The organism is Aquimarina ulvae (assembly GCF_053613295.3).
Genome location: NZ_JBSIBP030000001.1, coordinates 306,253 through 327,239, shown reverse-complemented (window position 1 = coordinate 327,239; position 20,987 = coordinate 306,253). Strand labels below are relative to the sequence as shown.

Here is a 20,987-nt window from a genome sequence, read left to right as displayed (position 1 = left end):
TTTTATTAAAAATTAACATTTAAATGCAAGTAAAACTGTTGAGAACTAGGAAATGGTGTTACCTCTATACCACTAGATAACCCTGCTCCACCATTTACAGAAACTTCTGGATCATAACTACTATAATCTGTAATAGTAAATATGTTTCTACCTGACACACCAATTTTAATATCACTAACCGTATCTCCAAATAAAGACTCAAGGTTTCCCGAAGGGAAACGATAATAAATAGCTGCTTCTCTTAATCTTACATATCCAGCAGGTTCTACGAAACGGGCTGCATTAGCCGGGGTAGCTAAACGTGCCTGACCCTCTGGAGTCTCTAAATCAGGAGTAGTACCTCCTAAATCAGTAAGAAATCTGGATAAGTTTAAGTTATCTCCTCCTTCTTTCCACTGTAATAAAAATGACACATCCCATTGTTTAAATAATGTAAGTTGATTGTTGAAAGCCATTTGAAAATCAGGCTCTACATTACCAACTTGTGTCAAAGTTCCATCAATATTACCTACTAATTGTGTAACAGGCTTGCCTTCTTCAATAAAAAATGTACCTAATCCCGTTCCAAAACCAGCTCCAGGTTGTGCAAAAGCAGGAACATCTAACCGAGTTACTTCAGATCGATTTAGATAAAATTGAATTCCAGTATTCCAATAAAAATTATCCATATTCAAAACATCTGCTCTCAGTGCTAATTCTACACCTTCATTCTTCAGGTCGGCCAGATTAGTTGTCTCTGTTGTAAAACCCGACGATGCTGGTAAAGACCTTGATAATATTAGATCTTCGACGTTTTTATTATAATAAGTTGCTTCAAGAGAAAATCTACTATCTAAAAATCCAACATCAAAACCTACTTCAAATTCGCTTGCTGTTTCAGGTTCTACATCCGGATCTCCATTTAAACCTGCTACAGAGGCTCCTCCATTTCCTCCAATATTAGAAGAACCTAGACTTGTAAAAGTAGCTCCAAAACCTGCAGGATTACCAGTTTCACCATAAGCAGCTCTAAGCTTTAATTGATTCATCGCTTCCAAACTCCAAAAATTGAAGTTTGCTACATTAATCGCTAAAGATGCTTTTGGAAACCCATAAAATTTATTCGGATCACCATTCCTTGAAGATTTATCCAAACGATACCCTAGTGTTGCAATAAATTGGTTCTTATAGTTACCTTCAATTTGACCAAAATAACCAAAATCTTGCTCTTGGGAAATAAACTGATCTATAACCTGATTTACAGATTGATCTACGTTAGTTTGACCAACAGACAAGTTAGAACCTCTACTGTTGACTAGATTTGCCTCTTGATCCAAGAAAGTAATACCAACCTGTGTCGTCAAATCAAGATCATCGCCTAACATATCATGATCCCATATTGCTATTGCTTGAGCGTTAATTTGAGTGAAATTATTCTTCCCTTGAGAAATAAAGCCTTCTTGACCTCCAATCTGTGCTTGATGCTCTTTTGGAACAAAAACATATGTTTCATTTGCCAAGTAATCTATCCCTCCGTTGATAAGAAACCGAACTCTATTTGTTGTATTCGTGAATAGTTTAGTATTTAATTTAAAACCTTGAATTATTCTGTTGTTAGTATCTTCATTCTTTGCTTGATCTCTAACGAAAATTGGATTTCCTGGATAATTTGGGTTATTAGGATAATTTCCATTGGCATCAGGAAATAAATTATACCAAGGTCTGGTAAATGCTAATGTATACCCATAACTTAATCCTCCTTCATTTTCATTACCTGTAAAACTTCTACTCGAATTACTTCGAACATAGTTTGTTGTTGATGTAAAATCAAATACTTCAGAAATCTTGTGATCAATATTTGCTCTCAAAGAAAACCTATCAAATCCTGTATTTTTAATTATTCCTTCTTCATCACGATAGGAACCTCCTACATAGAATTTGGTTTTTTCATTTCCACCAGTTGCATTCAATCTTGTATCTGTTATGAAACCTGTTTCTCCATAGATCACATCTTCATAATCGATTAAACCTCCTGCGGCTATTGCGTCTTCAAATCTTTGTCTCTCGGCAGCATCAAATGTGTCTTCAACTGACTGTGCAGTCCAAGGTCTAAGCCCTAGTTTATTTTGTATGACATTAATACCAGTATCTTGACTGAAACTGATTTGTGTTTTGCCGCCTCTACCTCTTTTAGTTGTTATAATTACTACCCCTGCATTACCACGTTGCCCATAAATGGCAGCCGCAGAAGAACCTTTTAAAATCTCTATATTTTCTATATCATTTGGATCCAAATCTGCTAACCTATTTCCAGCATTTTCTTCATTTCCCCTATTTCCTCCAGATGCAAAGCGTAATCCCGATGGAATTTCTACGTTATTAACATATACACCATCTACTATGATTAATGGTTGGTTATTACCATTAATAGACGATATACCTCTTAATCTTAATGCGAAACCTCCTCCTGGAGCACCCGAAGAAGAAGTTATATTCACACCAGTTACCTTACCATATAAGGCTCCATCTACTGTGGTTTGACTTGTGTTACCCACCAATTCTTCAGAAGACACTGTAGAAACTGCATTAGCAAGGTTCGCTCTTTTTATGGAAGAACCTAATCCAGTTACAACTACCTCTTCTAATGACTCTGTAGATTCACTAATTTCAATTGTAATTGCTCCTGCTTGAGAAACATCGACCATTTTATCCGAAAAACCAAGAGCAAATACTCTTAATCGGGCAGGCAATGAACCTACCGTAATACTAAAATTACCATCGATATCACTGGCCGTACCGTTATTCGTACCATTCTCTACAACATTGACGAATGGCGCTCCTTCTCCGGTACTTTCAATGACTACTTTTCCGGTAATGGTTTCCTGTGCAAAAAGCATGACAGGAAAGAAAAACAAGAATAGCAAAAGCCCCTTGCTAATTTGTGTTTGTTTTTTCATAATGATTTGTTTATAAGTTTGGCTAAATCTATTAAAACATTCTTATAAAAAAAAGTTAAAGCTAACATATGTTAGTTAATAAGTATTTGATTATTAAATAAATAAACGTTAAAACCGTAAAAAAAGTATGGATAAAACACAACGCATGTGTTTACTCATACTTTCCCAATGCTAAACTTCATTTTCACATAAACTCAAGATTTTTAACATTAAACTTCTTATTTTTGCAGCCTTAATAACTAGTTATGTACAGAAGTCATTCTTGTGGTGAATTACGCACCTCAGACATTAATAAAGAAGTTACCCTATCTGGATGGGTGCAAAAAACACGTGATAAAGGTTTTATGATATGGGTGGATCTTCGGGATCGATATGGCATCACCCAACTAATTTTTGATGAAGAACGTACACCTACTGTAGTTGTAGAAAATGCTAAAACACTGGGGCGTGAATTTGTGATACAGGTTAAAGGTACTGTTATAGAACGAGAGTCCAAAAATCCAAAAATGCTTACTGGCGATGTGGAAGTTTTAGTAAAAGAGCTACAAATTCTTAATAAAGCGCAGGTTCCTCCATTTACGATTGAAGATGAAACAGACGGCGGAGATGACATCAGAATGAAATACAGATACCTCGATATTAGACGTAATCCCGTAAAAAACAGCTTGCTATTTCGCCATCAGGTAGCGATGAAAGTTCGTAATTATCTATCAGAAGAAGGGTTTATAGAGGTAGAAACACCATACCTTATTAAATCAACACCTGAAGGAGCACGAGATTTTGTGGTACCTTCTCGTATGAATGAAGGACAATTCTATGCGCTGCCCCAATCTCCTCAGACTTTTAAGCAGTTGCTAATGGTTGGTGGCATGGATAAATATTTTCAAATAGTTAAATGCTTTAGAGATGAAGACCTTAGAGCAGACAGACAACCAGAGTTTACTCAGATTGACTGTGAAATGGCTTTTGTGGAGCAGGAAGATATATTAGACATATTTGAAGGTCTCACCCGTCATTTAATAAAAGATATAAAAGGTCAGGAAATTAGTGATTTCCCAAGAATGACCTATGATGAAGCTATGCGTACCTATGGAAATGACAAACCGGATATTCGTTTTGGGATGAAATTTGGGGAACTCAATAACGTTGCGCAACATAAAGATTTTAAAGTTTTTAATGATGCTGAGTTGGTAGTTGCTATTGCTGTTCCTGGAGGAGCTTCTTACACCAGAAAGGAAATTGACAAGCTGATTGATTGGGTAAAACGTCCACAAGTCGGAGCATTAGGTATGGTGTACGTAAAATGTAATGAAGACGGAAGTTTTAAATCCTCTGTAGACAAGTTTTACGACCAAGAAGATCTCTCAAAATGGGCAGAAACTACAGGTGCCAAGGCCGGAGACCTTATTTGTGTACTATCAGGTCAAGCCAATAAAGTTAGAGGGCAGTTAAGTGCTTTGAGGATGGAATTAGCTGAGCGATTGGGATTAAGAAACCCCGAAGAGTTTGCTCCCTTATGGGTAGTGGATTTCCCGTTATTAGAATGGGATGAAGATACAGAACGTTATCACGCTATGCACCACCCATTTACTTCACCCAAATCAGAAGACATTTCGCTACTGGATTCTAAACCGGGTGATGTAAGAGCCAATGCTTATGACTTAGTGTTAAACGGAAATGAAATTGGTGGCGGATCTATTCGAATTCATGATAAGGAAACCCAGGCATTGATGTTTGATCACTTAGGATTTACGCCAGAAGAAGCCAAGGCACAATTTGGTTTCTTATTAGATGCTTTTCAATACGGTGCACCGCCACACGGAGGTATTGCATTTGGGTTTGACAGATTAGTTGCTATACTGGGAGGTCAGGAAACCATTAGAGATTTTATTGCCTTCCCAAAAAATAACAGTGGTCGGGATGTCATGATTGATGCACCTGCGAACATTGATCGGGAACAACTAAAAGAATTACATATTCAATTAGATTTATAAACTATAAGATCCCGCCAAAAAGCGGGATTTTTTGTTACCTTTAATCTAAACCAAGACTAACCGATATATGCCAACTAAAAAAAAGACACTACTCCATAGGTTTTTGATTTGGCGATATCGTCATATTTCTACTAAAAATTTTGTTCTTATCCTTAGTATTCTTGTCGGATTTTGTGCTGGTCTTATATCTCTTTTGCTTAAAAATATTACCCACTTAATCCAAGTGGTACTCGAAAGTGATATCATATCTTGGCAAACTTCATTTTATTTTGTTATTCCAGTAATTGGACTTCTTATTGTATATGTTATTACGAAATTTGTTATTAAACAGAATGTGAAATCCGCTATTCCCCTAATTTTATATTCTCTTTCTAAAAAAGATGGAAAAATAAAACCGTTGAGCGGTTATTTACCAATTCTTCTGGCTCCGATTACTGTTGGATTTGGTGGTTCTGTTGGATTACTAGGTCCGGCTGTAGGTTCTGGCTCGACGTTAAGCTCTAATATCAGTACCCTCTTTAAGTTAGATAGTAAAACCCGGTTTTTGCTAATTGGTTGTGCAGCTGCGGGAGCTATTTCGGCAGTTTTTAAATCTCCATTGGCTGGTTTAGTTTTTGCTGTCGAAGTATTTAGTTTGGATCTCACATTAACATCTTTACTACCATTACTCTTTGCATCAGTTTCTTCAATTATCACCTCCTATTTTTTTCTTGGTGATGAGGTACTATTTCGATTTGATGTTATAGAAAAATTCGATATATATGATACCCCTTTTTATGTTATGCTTGGAGTAGGTACCGCCATTGCTTCTATTTATTTTACCAAAATGTATTTTGGTATTCTACATTTTTTCGATCGTTTTCCTAAAAAAATTCACCGATTACTAATCGGTGGCTTTGCTATTGGGGTCATGCTATACTTTATTCCTCCTCTTTATGGTGAAGGATTGGGATTTATTAATGAGCTTCTTAACGGAAATCATCTTGCCGCTATTGGTAACACTCCTTTTGACGATATGACCAGCAATATTTGGATGGTAATAGCATTGCTGACTGGCATTACTATATTTAAGGCAATTGCAATGACAGCAACTTTTGCAGCTGGAGGATCAGGTGGTATTATCATTCCAACCATGGTGATGGGTAGTGCAATGGGTAATGTCGTTTCTAAGATTATAAATAATCTAGGAATGGGGTTTCAGGTATCTGAAGCTAATTTTACGTTATTAGGCATGGCTGGACTCATCGCAGGAGTATTACATGCTCCTTTAACTTCTATATTTCTTATTGCAGAAATCACCTCCAGTTACGAATTATTCGTTCCATTAATGATAACCACTGCGATATCATTTATTATTTCAAAAAATAGGATTGAACATAATATTTATACAAGAGAACTGGCAGAGCAGGGATTGCTGCTTACCCATGATAAAGATCAAACCGTACTCACTCTTATGAAATTAGATGATTGTATCGAAACTAATTTCATTTCAGTCAATCCTCAAAACACTTTGAAACATCTTTTAAGCGAGGCAGTTGCAAAATCTAACAGAAACTTCTTCCCTGTTGTAGACGAGTCAAATGTTCTAATAGGTATCGTATTTCTAGATGACATAAGAGATATTATGTTCGATATTTCTTTGTACCATAAGAATACCGTAGAGATGCTTATGACACAAGTAAAAACAGTTATCATTTATGAAGAGGATAATGCGAAGACAGCCATGCGTAAGTTTCAGGACACAGGCGCCTGGAACCTACCCATTATCAAAGATGGAAAGTACTTTGGTTTTATTTCTAAGTCAAAGTTATTAACTGCTTACCGTCGAAAACTGATTAACTTCACCAGATAAATTGGTTTACTTTATTCTATTGTGATACTTTTAAAACCGGATTATGCATTGAAACTTCGCAAAGAAGCTTTGATACTCAGTAAATAGTGGCTTTTTCTTGATTTCACCGTAGCGGTGCTACGGTGAAATAAAAAAAAGTGAAACATCAGTATTTGAAGTGGCTCACAGATGTAATAGATTTTCTAATGCATAATGCGGGTTAAACACATGCTGTACTAAAAAAACCTGCTAAAAATCCATTTCAACAGGCTTTTCAACACTTAAAAAAATTGAATGCTATTTTTTAATCAATTGAACCACCTGAATTCTATTCTTAACAGATATTCTCATTAAATACATTCCTTTGGCAAGATTAGAAGCTTCTATATTCATTGAATTCTCCCGAATTGTTATCTGCTTATTACTCAAAACTTTTTCTCCTAATATAGTATACATTTCTACTTGAGCATCTTGTGGTTTAAAATCTGCAACAGGAAATGAAACTTCTAAAGAATTTGTAAAAGGATTAGGCCACGCTTTTACAAAACCAGAACCTTGGACACTTACTTCATCTACACTTAAAATCCGCGAAGTTGGTTCTCCTATTAATACCAATCCAAAGGTTGTTCCAAACGTAATTGTTCCATTTGACACTGTTGCCAATGTTCCCGAAAAGTAATCCTGAAGTTCTGTACCATCCGGCCAAAGTTCGAATACATCCAAAGCTCCTGTAAAATTATTATCATTACCTGTATATACAAGCGTTTCATCTTCAAAACCATTTTTGTTGTATTCGCGTTTAAATGTATAGGGAGTGTCCAGCAATTTTGAGTGTTTTCCTGCCCCTACCGAAACATGTTCTCTTCTAAATTTACCTATTTTCTGATAGTGTGCTAATGTCTGTGATGCTATAGAGTTTGGATTATTTAATTCATCAAAATTCATAGTGGATCTTAGGGTAGCATCTCCCGTAGCTCCACCACCCGGAGTTAATGTTCTGGCAGTCTCATCACCATAATAAATTTGTGCTGGCCCTGGAGTAAGTAATAATTTAGTTCCGGCTTCAAAAGTTTTTTGTCGGTTTCTATCAAATACTTCCTCGGTATCGTGATTTGTTAAAAAATTCATGGCGCTTTTGCCTTCTCCCAATTGATTTTGTAACAGATTATCATAGCTGCTAAAAATACTTTCTAAGCCTTGCTCTGCATTAAATCTAAATTCAAAATTGATTAAGTTTGCAAATCCATTATCGTAATAATCCACATTAAAACCATCTCCCGTGAAATTTCTTCCCATTGTAGGGGCATTATAATTAAAAACTTCACCAGTCATCCAAAAGTCCAGATCGTCTAGTTTTTTATCAGGATGATTAGTTTTCCATTCTTTTAAGGCAATAATTCCTTCTGCTTCTAACTCTTTCCATACAGATTCCTCCACATGTTTTACGGTATCCACTCTAAAACCATCAACACCATATTTCCTTACATAGTCTGTTAACCACTTTACGATATAATTTCTTGGAGATCTTAGTTTCCCTGTTCGCGAAAAAAAGTTGTCCAGCTCGTTCTCTTGCTGATCTCTTCTTCCTTCCTGACTCCATTTATCTAATAGCCAATCGGGTAGACTTACATTCTCATTAGAATCCGTTCTAATATCCGGCAGATTATCAACTAGTTCACAAGGTATCGTACCATCAGGTCCTTGAAAATTACAATTTGGATCTCTTCGTACCCACTCGTCTGGCCAAGATTGATTTTGGTCTGTACTGGTATCCGGCCCAACGTGATTCAGTACTACATCTAACAATACTCTAATACCGTGCTCGTGGGCAGTATCCACAAAAGTTCCAAAAAGGGTATTGGTACCTATATTACGATCTATATTCGTCCAATCTTTAGCCCAATAGCCGTGAAAACCATATCCTGCTCCTGGAACAGCTCCATAAATATTTTCTATGGGTGGTGTTATCCAAAGGGCATTTATTCCCAAGTCATCAAAATATCCTTCTTCAATTTTATTGATTAACCCCAGCAAATCCCCTCCTTCAAAATTTCTTAGAGGCGGACCATCTTGTGGCCTACCATATGCAAGATCGTTAGAAGGGTCTCCATTCTCAAAACGATCTGTAAGCACAAAATATACTGTGGCATTTTCCCAGACAAATGGTAAGTTTCTGTCAGCTTGTGTATAGCTCCGCTTTGATAGGCAAAGCGTAATTATAGTCAGTAAAAGTAAGCTCTTTTTCATTATGAGTTTATAATTTTAGTTTGTGTTTGGTATGTATAAAATGTTTAATTAGTTTAGATTTGAACAGTAATGCAGCGTTTGTTTTTCTATTGTATAAGAGAAACGTTAGTTTTAGCGATCTATTAAATCTGGTTTTTACGAAAACCTTTGATTGTTAATAAATTATTTTGATAACCTGTCAAAACATCTCATATCATGAAATACCTTATTAGAATCTTATTTCTTGCCGTTATCCTTCTTGTTGCCTTTGGTTACTACCACAAGAATTCTGGTGACCACGCTATCGGAGACAAATGGGTTGGTATTGGGATATTAACTGCTTCTTTTGTCCTTATGCCATTGTTTATCTATCATCGATGGAAAAACAAAAAAGTAAAAGATTATATGTTGACCGAAGAAAACATTAAAAAAATGAGAGATTTTAACAACGAGGAAAAAACTGACAAAAACTAAAATTATGCAAATATTTACATTTAGATAACAAATTTTATTGTATTAAAAGTTACCTTTATATCTAATATTATTATCTTATTACAATGGAAGGAACAGTAAAATTTTTCAATGAATCCAAAGGCTACGGGTTCATTACCAACGACGAAACAGGAAAAGACATCTTTGTACACGCTTCAGGATTAAATGGTGAAGCACTTAATGAAGGTGACAAAGTAGAGTATCAAGAAGAAGAAGGAAGAAAAGGAGTTATTGCAGCTCAAGTGCGCGTAATTCACTATTAAGATAAAAATCTCTAAGTTTCACAGGCGCTACAAATAGCGCCTTTTTTATTCTCTGATTTTATATTTTTGTTTGAACACAGCACTCTGATCCATTAAATATTTCAATATTTTCAGCTTGTCTTTAGATTTTAGAATAAATTCTAAATCGGTTTGTTCACTTAAGAAATCTAAAAAATTATAGAATTCTGTTTCCGGAATTTTCAATTCCCTTATAAAAAAACCCTCTTTATAAAAATCTGTTATCTCCAGCTTTGGTTCTATTCCTTTAGTCTTCTGTTTGAATACTCCCGAAATTAAATTGACTAACAATCCCAAATCTATGGATACGCTTGCCTGACTATTGCCTCCTCCTAAAGCCAAATTTTCTACTGGTGATTGTGAATCATCCTGCCAGATAATCTTCATTTTTTTAATCTCGGCTGCATTCCATAGTGGCAATCGATCCTCATAAGTTGGAATTTCCTGAGCATCCTTTTGTATGTCTCCGGATAAAGAATATTGAGAAAGCCGTACCTCGTCCAATTCATTAATTACAGGTTCCAAAAAAATCGTAAAATTAGCTGATTGCAAATCTTTACCACTAACTACGTGCTTTATTAATCGAAATTGGACAGAAGAAAATACGATTTCATCACCTGGATCTGCCTTTATTTTAAAATATCCTAAAGGATTATTGATAGCACCTATCTCTTTGGTAAGATTGACTATGTTCACCGCTTCTAACTCTAGTGTATCGACAAGAATTCTTCCTTGAAGCCAAGAATCTTTCTGCCCAAAACTTAGAGAAATAATCAATAAAAAGAAGATATATGTAATTTTTTGCATTTGACTACTTCAATGATCTATTATTTTATAAAATGCTACTTTTTCAAACTATTATTAAAGACCTTACTTTGTGAAATTAGGTATTCGAGTATCGTTAGTTCATTTCCGGATTTTAGTACCTTTCTTGTTTCTACTTTTTGGTTCAGATAATCGAGGAAATTATATAATTGAGTTTCGGGTATTTTAAGTTCTTTGACCAAAAAATTACCATTATAAAAATCTGAAATTTCCGGAATTCGAACCTGTTTTGATTTTTGATTACCTTTTTTCTCAAAAAGAGTGGCTATCATTCTGCCTGCCGCTATAAAATTAAAAGCTGTTGCATTTTTTCGATGATCAATAGTAGTATTTCTAATCGTCGCCGCACCTTTTTCATGCACAAAAGGTGTAGAGTCTAAGAATTTAGCATTAAACATAGGTAGATTATCTTCATATGTTTTTATATTTTTTACATCTTCTTTTATCTCCCCACTTAAATCATATTGTGAAATAGTAACCTCTTCCAACTCATTTACTTTAATTGCCAACCTTATAGATAGATTAGCTTGTTTTAGATCCTTTTTAGTAACCACATGTGATTTTTGATCATGTTGAACTGAAGAAAAAACAATCGTATCTCCTGTAGCTGCCATAATTTGAAAAAAACCAGCACGATCATTAATTGCACCGATACCTTTTGTGATATTGATGATGTTTATCGATTTGGATGTAAGCGAGTCATTGATGATTTTGCCACGAAGCACATCGCCTTTCTGAGAAAACCCAATAAAACTGATGAGAGAAATAAAAAAATATAATGCCTTTTGCATTCAAGTTGATTATACAAAAAAGACGAAAACTCAACGATAGCGTTGCAAATCAAGTTTTATTATAATACAATTTTAAAAAAGAACAGCTACTTTATCGGTTTTATTAATCTTTAATTTTGACAAAACTTTTAAAAAAGCTATTGCTGTTATAAATGCATCACCAGAAGCTGTATGTCGATCACTTTTAGAAATCTTAAGATCATCACATAGTGCATCCAAACTATAGTGCGGGTGCTTTTGGTGATGATGATAAACCTGATGCTTGGTTTTACTAAAAAGTATTCCTGTATCCAGAAATCTATTTTGTAATTTCCCAAGTCCATTTCGTTGCAGCGCCTTGTTTATCATACTCTTATCAAAATCAGCATGATGTGCTATCAAAATTGAATTTCCTATATACCTTATAAACATCTCAATAGCCTTAGACTCCGTAACAGTCCCGAAATTATTATTTTTTCGGATACCATGAATCTCTACAGTTGCAGATTTAAAAACATCTTGCTCCAGATATAATTCTAACTGATCTGCAACGTCTATCACTGAATGGTTAATAGCAATAGCCCCAATTGATAACATTCTATCTCCTTTATAATCAAACCCGGTTGTTTCTGTATCAAAAACCACAAACCGAGTCTTATCAATAAGCAATTTTAAATTTCTTTTATCGAAAAGGTTCAAATATTCTTTCCAGAAATCGGGTTGTTCTTTGTACTTGCTATTTTTACGTACCCAGAAATTCATCTACATCAATGTTTTAAGCTGAAAACGCACTCGTAGTACTTCTTGTATATCTCGTATGGGTCTAAAACACCTTTTAAGTCGTAATTTATCTTTTTTACTAAGTATATCCAGCTTTATAAACCTACCGGAATCTTTATGAATTAATCCCTGACGGGCTCTAAACTTAAGCAGTACTCTAAAGGCCTTGGCACAACTATCAAAAAGCTCTTTATTATTAGGTTCTAATACTGCCAGTTGCTCATAACGGAGTAACGTATTATTAATTCCTTTCAGATTATGATATAAGGCCAAAATTCTTGCACTATCAATCAATACCATCATAGCTCTTGTTTTAATATCAAAAGTATCTTTATGTTCCCCATTTTGTTCGACCAAAAACTGCTTAAAAAACCCCAACGGTGATGGTTTTTGTAATGCACTAACTCCCATCAATCCTAAAAACCTATTACTTTTATTTACACCATCAAAAACTATATCAGACAACTGACTAATCATGTTTGCATCTCCATAAACCAATTGAAAATCAAAGAATATCGATGACAGTAGTGTACTTTCTTCAGAAGGAGTCGTCATCCAGGTTGTAAACTGAGTTTTCCATTCTGAAATTGACATACACCATCTTGGGTTACTCGCCATCATTTCTGCCGGACAATATTCAAAACCTATGGTATGTAAGCTTTTAGTAATGTTTCTTGCAAGATCCAAAAAGTACGTTTGAATAGATTGATATTTTTCACTATTCACATCTTCAAATACGATGGCATTGTCCTGATCTGTTATCAAAAGTTGCTCTCTTCTTCCCTGGCTTCCCAATACCAAAAAACTAAACTTCACTGGCGGTGGCGAAGACATTTCTTCTAGAGATATCTCTATCGCTCGTACTACCAGAGCATCATTAATTTCTGAAATGAGGTTTAAAATATGCTTGGTTGGTATGTCCTGTTCTAAATACGTTTGAAGCAGTTTCTCTACTTGTTTTCTGATATACCGAAGTCGTTGGGTTTTCCTTACTCTTTTAATCTCTTTAATTAGCACCGATGGATTATTTCCGAAAGACAACAACAAATCATGATTCGAAAAAACACCCACTAACTTCGTATTGCGGGTACCATCTTTTGTAATACATAAATGACTGATGTTATTTTTGATCAAAGCGATCTGCGCTTCTGCAACTGTCAATTTTTTAGAATAGGTTTTTACAGGAGTTGTCATTATCTCGGTAACTATGGATGTTGCCGGGAACAAACCCGTAGCAATTTTTGCCCTCAGATCACTATCTGTTATGATACCCAAAGGGTGCTTATTTTCATCAGAAACTATCACAGAATTTACTTTACGTGCGTTCATTTGTAAGGCGATATCTTTAACGATTGCTTTTGGTGAGCACACAAGGGGTTTTTTTCTATAAGAAATAGTTCGCAATGTCGAAAGATCATTTGCTGTATCTAAAGAAATCGTGTTATCTATTCTGTTCCCTTTTTCTGTTTCTGTATAATAGTTCCTAGCGTGAGCTGCAAACGTTTCCAGTAAGAATTTGTTTACTTCTTTATTTTCATCAATAAATGGTTTAAAAATTGAAGATGAAATTGCATATACAATAGATTCTTCGTCGGCCTTAGCAGACATTCGGTAATTTTTTTTAATAATCATAATTCGAAGACCAAACAAATCTCCCGAATCGCATATGTCTACTAAATTCTGATCATTATTAATGGTTCGATACAATCCGATTGCGCCTTCTCTTACTATATAAAATTCATCGTGACATTGCTGATCTTGTTTAAAAACGTGCTCTCCTTTTTCAAGATACATTACCCGTATTTGACTAGAAATTATTAGTAGCTCTTCCTTTTTGAGCATACTAAAAGGCGGAAACTCTTTTAAAAAATCCCGAATCCTTTCTGCAATAGTATTTTTCATAGTTTTACGAACTAGGATCAGTTTAGATTACGCTTTTCAACGAAAAAACGTTTGAGCAAACTGCTACATTCCTCTTCTAAAATTCCTCCAGTCATTTTCGTTTTGGGATGTAGTGTTGTTCCCATATTGATACAACCACGTTGCTCATCTCTGGCACCATATACGATATTACCTATTTGACTCCAGAACAAAGCTCCTGCACACATCTGACAAGGTTCTATAGTAACATATAGTGTGCATTCTTTAAGGTATTTACCTCCTAAAAAATTAGCAGCTGCCGTAATCGCTTGCATTTCAGCGTGAGCAGTAACGTCGTTTAAAAGTTCTGTTAGATTGTGAGCTCTTGCAATAACCCGATCACCAACTACTACAACGGCTCCAATAGGTATTTCTCCTTTATCGTACGCCGCTTCAGCTTCCTGAAGCGCTTTTCTCATAAAATGTGTATCGTCATATGGATCAAACATACAGTATTGAATTTTAAGTAAAGCTACTAAATATATTACTTTTTACATTCATCTTATGTTCGTATAAACAGAACTACTGAATGAATTTAGTTAAGAAAACGGCTTCATCTACCTTAACTAATATCAGTTTTAGTTGTGTAAACTTAATTGTTACACTTCATTTCAAAATAGTACTTTTACAACATGAAAGACACACTACTTTCACATATCCAATATCCTGAAGATCTTCGTAGACTTTCTGCAGGTCAATTATCTAATTTGGCCAAAGAACTACGTGATTTTATCATCAATATTGTTGCGACTAAAGAAGGCCATCTGGGAGCAAGTCTAGGTGTAGTAGAACTTACAATAGCGTTGCACTATATTTTTGACACTCCCAATGATCTATTAGTTTGGGATGTAGGGCATCAGGCATATCCTCATAAAATTCTTACTGGAAGAAAAGACCTATTCCATACCAATCGGCAATTAGGCGGTATTAGCGGATTTCCTAAACGAAGTGAAAGTGAATACGACACTTTTGGTGTTGGACATTCTTCTACTTCAATTTCTGCTACCTTGGGAATGGCAATTGCATCGAAGTTGAAAGGCAACACCAACAAACAACATATTGCTGTGATCGGGGATGCTTCTATCGCAAGTGGGATGGCCTTTGAGGGACTGAATCATGCTGGAGTTACTGATGCTAACATGTTGATCATTTTAAATGATAATTCGATAGGAATAGACCCAAGTGTTGGAGCACTAAAAGAATATTTAACCAAAGCCAAAGTTGGGTATAAGCCTAAAACCGATAATATAATCGAAGCATTGAATTTTGCATATTTTGGTCCTATTGATGGACACGACCTACCCGTATTATTAAAAACTTTACAAAAATTAAAAACCATAAAAGGCCCCAAACTTTTACACATCATCACCACAAAAGGTAAGGGATTAAAACAAGCAGAAGAAAACCAAGTAACGTATCATGCACCGGGGAAATTTAATGCAATTACAGGAGATTTATTTCCAAAACAAAGTACCCGAGAACCTCCTAAATTTCAGGATGTATTCGGACAAACTATTTTAGAATTGGCCAGAGACAATGAAAAAATTATTGGTATTACTCCTGCTATGCCAACCGGTAGTTCCTTAAAATATATGATGGAAGAAATGCCACATCGAGCTTTTGATGTAGGGATAGCAGAACAACACGCTGTTACATTAGCCGCAGGGATGGCAACACAAGGATTGATACCCTTTTGTACGGTTTACTCTACGTTTTTACAACGTGCTTATGATCAAGTGATACACGATGTTGCGTTGCAAAATCTACCGGTTATCTTTTGTATAGATCGTGCAGGATTAGTTGGCGCGGATGGAGCAACACATCACGGTGTTTTTGATATTGCCTATCTAAATTGTATTCCAAATATGATCGTAGCGGCGCCACTGAATGAAATTGAATTAAGAAACCTTCTGTACACGGCTTCTTTAGGATTAGCACATCCTATTGCAATTAGATATCCAAGAGGCAGAGGTACTATTGTGGACTGGAAAACGACCTTAACAGAAATCCAGATTGGAAAAGGAAAGTGCCTTGCAGAGGAGGTATCGGAAATTGCGATTATATCTACTGGAACGATCGCTAATAATGTCATTAATGCCTTAAAAACAATAAAAGAAAAGATAAGTCATTATCATCTTTGTTTCATAAAACCTTTGGATGCCGACTTATTAAAAAACATTTTACTAAAGTATAAAACCATTATAACCGTAGAAGAAGGAGCAATTAATGGAGGATTTGGAACTGCAATACTCGAATTTGCCAATACCAACAATCTTTCTCCAACATTCGAACTTCTCGGTGTCCCCGATCAATTTGTTCATCAAGGAACTACAGAAGAATTACACGAAATTTGTGGTATTTCTGCAGAAAAAATTACCGATACAATTCTTAGATGTATTTCATAAAAAAGAAGTCATCCTTTATAAGGACGACCTCTTTTATTTTATACATAATAGATTATTGATTATAGCTACTCTACTACGATCTTTGAGGTAGAAATAGCAGTACCATTTTGAGCTTCAATTCGTAATAAATATATTCCGGATTTAAGATTCGTTTCTACTCTATGTATATTCGTAAGCATAGCTTTATCTTTATACACTACTCTTCCGTTCATATCAAAGATAGAAATACTACTATCTCCAACAATTTCTGAAACTCTAATATTAAAAACACCATTAGAAGGGTTTGGTTCTACCCTAAAAATACCAGCATTAAAATCGTCTACACTCAGTGTGGCACAATCTAATTCGTTAGCTGGAGGCAGATCGAAAGCCGGGGTTTGATCGAAACGATTGTTGGAAGATCCTTCTTCAGCACTATATCCTACTCCTCTTCTAGCAAAAACATCCCATATAACACACTTATTAGTATCACTATTGGGAAGTAATTCTGCTGCCGCAAGAATCCCATCTCTACCACTTACAAATCCTGGGTTACAGGACTGAAGTTTTAAGCCATCAATTACTAATTGCATTGCTAAGTTATTACCTCCTGTTCCGTTATACAAGTCCGGATCAAAGCCATCTCTTTCTATCAAAGCCCAGGTAAGGTCCCAAATTATAGAGGCCCAGATCGATCCTATCCCATGAGGTCTTGAAAAACTTGCATCATTCTCAACATCCGCATACGTCACTGGATTTATGTTCATATCTGTACTATATGGAAAAGGTCTAATACCACCACCAGTAGTAGGTTGACCAGTTGCAAAAGTACCTATTCCTCTTGCATCAGTCGCAACATCTCCTGGTTCTATTGTCATCATTAACGCAAACCAATCTGACCAGCCTTCTCCCATTTGCTCGACATTACCCAGACAATTAGCATTAGCAGGCCCTCCTGTAAGACGGTTAGAAATCCCATGTCCATACTCATGAATTACGATACCATTATCAAAAGAGCCATCTTCTGCAAAAATATTTAATCCAGCATCAGAAAGCGTAACATTTACAGTACTAGTCGCCATCTCAGCAATTATTGCTTCTCCATCAGCCTGGTTGATACTTACAGCTGGTATTTGAACCAATGGTCCTTCACCCCCCATATTTATATCTCCGGGAACATTATTTACAACTAACACTGCTAAAGCTCCAGCTTGCTGGCATACTCCTACTTTTGCTGTAAAATTACATTCCCCTCTTCGTACAACGGCAATTTTTCCATTTAAATCGGCTGGGTTCGTTAGCGTACTACAAGCATCATTCTGATCGGGAGTAGGATTGTCGTCAATAGCCAATACCAAATCCGCTGTAATTCCATCAGGAAAAGCCGGTGCATCCACTTGACCAGGATCAAAATTATTATCAACTATTGTATAGGAACCATCTAAGTTCGCATTATTATTTATTTTAAATACTTCTACACTAGGGTCGGATACCGGGTTCCATAAAAACATTTGCATTCTAGGATTAAATCCATCTGGAGGAGTTCCAAAATTAGCATTGTTTGTACCTGACCCATCAATAGCATCGGCCACTACTTCATCACTTCCGTTTCCTCCTTTGTCATAATTGTTAAATTGAAAATTTCCTGACACTTCGTCAAAACCATATTGATACCAAACATCATGGATGACATTATTAGCGTAGAATAAATTTGCGATGGAAGCACTCTGATAAGAATCTACAGTTCCTGATGGATCGTATGGGAAATCAAAAACGAGATTAGCACCACCATCTGGTTGAAATCCTGGTTGATTATTACCATTAAAATCCTCTGATGCCAAAACATTATTCCCCTGAGTAGTAGTAAACTCAGGACCCGCTACACCATCGGTATCGTGCCACCCAAAAGGAGAAGCATTGATATCTTCCTGACCTGATATTAATTGTCTGCTACCGTGATTAGGACTCTCTACAGATGGAATAGGAAATGCATTATACACTGGATCCATCAACAATGTAGACTCCTGCAATTTTGATTCTAATAAAGAAACTCCTGTATTTATTTTCTTTTTATTGTGTGTGTGTGAATCAAATGAACACCGAACAATCCAATCGTCTTGACTTAGTAAATCCCCATCCTTTGCACCAATTCGTACGCTAAACCAATTCTTACCATCTTTGGTATGAATACTTAAATCCCAACATAATAGTAATTGATTTTCTTTTAGTTCGTAAACCAGTGTTACAGGTATTTCATCAGTAGAAATATTACTTTTGGATACCATATATGAGGCATCTTCTGGAGATCTTCTTCTAATAACCCTTACATCCTGAGGACTGTCTAGGTTTAATCCATTTGCAGCACTGATAACAGCGTCCTCAGGAGATAAAACCGGAGATATTACATTTATTTTATTAGAAATATCATTTATATACGTTCCCTGAAAAGAAACTACTTTTCCATTCTTCATCGCAAAACTACCTACTGAATTTCTAATAGGTATACCTCTGTATTCCTGTATTACATAAACTGTAGTTGCATTCATACTTTTAGAGAAAGATTCTGATTGAATCTTTAGACTATTTATATCTTCAACATCCATTCCTGAATCTATCAGATAATCCTTGATAGTATCAATTTTAGTCGTCTGAGAAAATCCCAGATGAAGCCCGAATATAAATATCAAGAGCTTACAATAAATTTGTTTCATAATTTGATTTAATTGAGTTTGTGAGATAGGTAAAAGAGTATTTATAAATAATTCAATCGTAATTGAAACTATAAATCCTCCTTTTAAGCTTTTCCACAAAAATAGTCAATAAGTTTTCTCTTGCAAATCTTAAAATAACAAGTTAATTATTAGTGCTTATATATTTTGTTAAATAATTAACAATTAGCAGCAGATTGTTACATTAACTTATTTTAGGAAAGTCATATTCGTATTTTTGAGTTTTATTCATCAATACTGTATTCTATATTTTAGATGATGATTTAAATCTCCTTAAGTTTCTATTCGTGCAAAAAACTATAAATTTATTGATACTTTCAAGCTATGCTCCAACTTACCCATCAACAGGAATCGACAAGCATTTTTATGAATAAGATTTAAGTATGTACGATTACGACGTTTCCGAAAAATAGAATAACAGCATTGCCTAGAGAACTTTTTTATACCTGTAACCCACGTATTTTCTGAAATTTTAACAAAGCATTCCCATCGGTCAGACTCGCAACATAATTACTGATACCTATTAATCTTGTATATAGGTCTTCATTGGTATAGTCGAAATTACTTCCTTCCGCTTTTAGAATTAATTTATCATAATTCGAAGACTTATTGTTATTAAAATTATCCATCGCAGTACAATATCGATCCAATAAAGTGGCAAGAATCTCGTATCCTGCAATCTCTTTCTCTACAACCTCTGAACTTTGATATATTTTGTCTACACTAATTTTGATAATATCATCTATCTGTGCCTGGTACTTACTTTTATCAATTAGTGCAATGTCAAGCTTCCCAGATAGTATCTCCTCTTCATATTGGACAAAAGTACTTGCTGCTTCCTGTATTAACGTATTTATTGCCAGCGCTCGAAGGTAACTAAGTCGATCTGCTGTAGTAGCAAGACTGTTATATTTTGATGTATTGATGGTATCCTTAACTAACTTAATTAGGTATTCTAGCGCATATTCTTCTTGTATCAATCCTAAATTAATCCCATCTTCAAAATCTATAATTGTATAACAAATATCATCTGCTGCCTCTACCAAAAATGTCAATGGATGACGACTATAGGTAGTTTCGCTTCCTATTTTGTGTGATAGTAATCCCACTTCTTCTGCTACTTCTTTAAAAAAAGCACTTTCGTTCTGAAAATATCCGAATTTTTTATGTGCAATATGAGCAGTTGGTCTTTTAGGTAAAGATTCTTTAGGGTATTTCATAAAAGCACCAAGCGTAGCATAAGACAATCTCAATCCGCCTTCTATACCTTCTCTGGATTCTGTTAAGATTTTAAATCCATTTGCATTTCCTTCAAAATCTATAAGGTCTTGATACTGTTTTGGAGTCAAAACATCTTTATACTTCTTCCCTTTTCCTGTAGCAAAATATTCTCCTATTGCTTTTTCCCCGGAATGTCCAAATGGTGGATTCCCAATATCATGAGATAAAGAAGCTGCGGCCACGATAGCTCCAAAATCATTAAACTGATATCCAAGAATGGTAGTAAGATGCGGATGCTTTTCTACAATCTTTTTTCCTACTACTCTACCCAAAGAACGACCCACCACAGAAACCTCTAAACTGTGTGTTAATCGGGTGTGCACAAAACTGGTTTTGGATAATGGGATGACCTGCGTTTTATCTTGTAAACTTCTAAATGCTGAAGAAAATATGATTCTATCATAATCTACTTCAAAACCTAATCTAGTTTCATCTTGTTCATTACGTAATCTTTTGTGCGTATCTCCTTGTCTTTTTAAGGACAAAAGCTGTTCCCAGTTCATCATATTTTTAAGAAAAATCGAATATACAAAAAAGG

At 35.3% G+C, this 20,987-nt stretch carries 14 protein-coding genes; 5 read left to right on the top strand and 9 right to left on the bottom strand.

What is annotated here, in order from left to right:
- Positions 1-5 precede the first annotated feature (5 nt).
- Entirely contained in the window at positions 6-2,936 is a 2,931-nt protein-coding gene (locus ACWGOQ_RS01435; RefSeq protein WP_452056769.1) for a SusC/RagA family TonB-linked outer membrane protein, read from the bottom strand.
- A gap of 245 nt (positions 2,937-3,181) precedes the next feature.
- Here ACWGOQ_RS01435 and aspS point away from each other — a divergent pair, with 245 nt between their 5' ends.
- Positions 3,182-4,930, top strand: coding sequence for an aspartate--tRNA ligase (gene aspS, locus ACWGOQ_RS01430; protein ID WP_452056768.1), 1,749 nt, complete (start codon positions 3,182-3,184; stop codon positions 4,928-4,930).
- A 67-nt stretch (positions 4,931-4,997) separates the two neighbouring features.
- The gene (locus ACWGOQ_RS01425) at positions 4,998-6,782 is read left to right on the top strand and encodes a chloride channel protein (protein WP_452056767.1); all 1,785 of its coding nucleotides are present in this window, start codon (positions 4,998-5,000) and stop codon (positions 6,780-6,782) included.
- 276 nt (positions 6,783-7,058) lie between these two features.
- On the opposite strand, the gene ACWGOQ_RS01420 is transcribed toward ACWGOQ_RS01425, so the two are convergent.
- Entirely contained in the window at positions 7,059-9,008 is a 1,950-nt protein-coding gene (locus ACWGOQ_RS01420; RefSeq protein WP_452056766.1) for an alpha-amylase family glycosyl hydrolase, read from the bottom strand.
- Between the two features lie 195 nt (positions 9,009-9,203).
- On the opposite strand from ACWGOQ_RS01420, the gene ACWGOQ_RS01415 reads away from it, so the two are divergent.
- Both ACWGOQ_RS01415 and ACWGOQ_RS01410 read left to right on the top strand, forming a co-directional pair.
- Positions 9,204-9,461, top strand: coding sequence for a hypothetical protein (locus tag ACWGOQ_RS01415; protein ID WP_452056765.1), 258 nt, complete (start codon positions 9,204-9,206; stop codon positions 9,459-9,461).
- A gap of 83 nt (positions 9,462-9,544) precedes the next feature.
- Entirely contained in the window at positions 9,545-9,742 is a 198-nt protein-coding gene (locus ACWGOQ_RS01410; protein WP_452056764.1) for a cold-shock protein, read from the top strand.
- Positions 9,743-9,787: 45 nt separating this feature from the next.
- Here the strand turns inward: ACWGOQ_RS01410 and ACWGOQ_RS01405 are convergent, their stop codons facing one another.
- The 5 genes from ACWGOQ_RS01405 to ACWGOQ_RS01385 all read right to left on the bottom strand — a co-directional run bounded on the left by ACWGOQ_RS01405 (position 9,788) and on the right by ACWGOQ_RS01385 (position 14,504).
- On the bottom strand, positions 9,788-10,567 hold the full coding sequence (locus ACWGOQ_RS01405) for a peptidase associated/transthyretin-like domain-containing protein (protein WP_452056763.1): 780 nt from the start codon (positions 10,565-10,567) through the stop codon (positions 9,788-9,790).
- 35 nt (positions 10,568-10,602) lie between these two features.
- On the bottom strand, positions 10,603-11,376 hold the full coding sequence (locus ACWGOQ_RS01400; protein WP_452056762.1) for a BamP family beta-assembly machinery protein: 774 nt from the start codon (positions 11,374-11,376) through the stop codon (positions 10,603-10,605).
- A 72-nt stretch (positions 11,377-11,448) separates the two neighbouring features.
- A complete protein-coding gene (locus tag ACWGOQ_RS01395) occupies positions 11,449-12,117 on the bottom strand; it encodes a 3'-5' exonuclease (RefSeq protein WP_452056761.1) in 669 nt (222 codons plus the stop codon).
- On the bottom strand, positions 12,118-14,037 hold the full coding sequence (locus ACWGOQ_RS01390; protein WP_452056760.1) for a DUF294 nucleotidyltransferase-like domain-containing protein: 1,920 nt from the start codon (positions 14,035-14,037) through the stop codon (positions 12,118-12,120). It lies immediately after the preceding gene.
- A gap of 17 nt (positions 14,038-14,054) precedes the next feature.
- Complete coding sequence (locus ACWGOQ_RS01385; RefSeq protein WP_452056759.1) at positions 14,055-14,504, bottom strand: nucleoside deaminase; 450 nt, start codon at positions 14,502-14,504, stop codon at positions 14,055-14,057.
- Between the two features lie 183 nt (positions 14,505-14,687).
- Between ACWGOQ_RS01385 and ACWGOQ_RS01380 the strand changes: the two genes are divergently transcribed.
- Complete coding sequence (locus ACWGOQ_RS01380) at positions 14,688-16,460, top strand: 1-deoxy-D-xylulose-5-phosphate synthase (protein WP_452056758.1); 1,773 nt, start codon at positions 14,688-14,690, stop codon at positions 16,458-16,460.
- 65 nt (positions 16,461-16,525) lie between these two features.
- Here the strand turns inward: ACWGOQ_RS01380 and ACWGOQ_RS01375 are convergent, their stop codons facing one another.
- On the bottom strand, positions 16,526-19,150 hold the full coding sequence (locus tag ACWGOQ_RS01375) for a T9SS-dependent M36 family metallopeptidase (protein ID WP_452056757.1): 2,625 nt from the start codon (positions 19,148-19,150) through the stop codon (positions 16,526-16,528).
- Positions 19,151-19,608: 458 nt separating this feature from the next.
- A complete protein-coding gene (gene dgt / locus ACWGOQ_RS01370) occupies positions 19,609-20,952 on the bottom strand; it encodes a dGTP triphosphohydrolase (protein ID WP_452057200.1) in 1,344 nt (447 codons plus the stop codon).
- Positions 20,953-20,987 lie beyond the last annotated feature (35 nt).

Coding starts and splice junctions, on each gene's coding strand:
- ACWGOQ_RS01415 (WP_452056765.1), top strand. CDS start 9,204: ATGAAATACCTTATTAGAATCTTATTTCTTGCCGTTATCCTTCTTGTT.
- ACWGOQ_RS01435 (WP_452056769.1), bottom strand. CDS start 2,936: ATGAAAAAACAAACACAAATTAGCAAGGGGCTTTTGCTATTCTTGTTT.
- ACWGOQ_RS01420 (WP_452056766.1), bottom strand. CDS start 9,008: ATGAAAAAGAGCTTACTTTTACTGACTATAATTACGCTTTGCCTATCA.
- ACWGOQ_RS01400 (WP_452056762.1), bottom strand. CDS start 11,376: ATGCAAAAGGCATTATATTTTTTTATTTCTCTCATCAGTTTTATTGGG.
- dgt (WP_452057200.1), bottom strand. CDS start 20,952: ATGAACTGGGAACAGCTTTTGTCCTTAAAAAGACAAGGAGATACGCAC.
- aspS (WP_452056768.1), top strand. CDS start 3,182: ATGTACAGAAGTCATTCTTGTGGTGAATTACGCACCTCAGACATTAAT.
- ACWGOQ_RS01395 (WP_452056761.1), bottom strand. CDS start 12,117: ATGAATTTCTGGGTACGTAAAAATAGCAAGTACAAAGAACAACCCGAT.
- ACWGOQ_RS01380 (WP_452056758.1), top strand. CDS start 14,688: ATGAAAGACACACTACTTTCACATATCCAATATCCTGAAGATCTTCGT.
- ACWGOQ_RS01405 (WP_452056763.1), bottom strand. CDS start 10,567: ATGCAAAAAATTACATATATCTTCTTTTTATTGATTATTTCTCTAAGT.
- ACWGOQ_RS01375 (WP_452056757.1), bottom strand. CDS start 19,150: ATGAAACAAATTTATTGTAAGCTCTTGATATTTATATTCGGGCTTCAT.
- ACWGOQ_RS01385 (WP_452056759.1), bottom strand. CDS start 14,504: ATGTTTGATCCATATGACGATACACATTTTATGAGAAAAGCGCTTCAG.
- ACWGOQ_RS01410 (WP_452056764.1), top strand. CDS start 9,545: ATGGAAGGAACAGTAAAATTTTTCAATGAATCCAAAGGCTACGGGTTC.
- ACWGOQ_RS01425 (WP_452056767.1), top strand. CDS start 4,998: ATGCCAACTAAAAAAAAGACACTACTCCATAGGTTTTTGATTTGGCGA.
- ACWGOQ_RS01390 (WP_452056760.1), bottom strand. CDS start 14,037: ATGAAAAATACTATTGCAGAAAGGATTCGGGATTTTTTAAAAGAGTTT.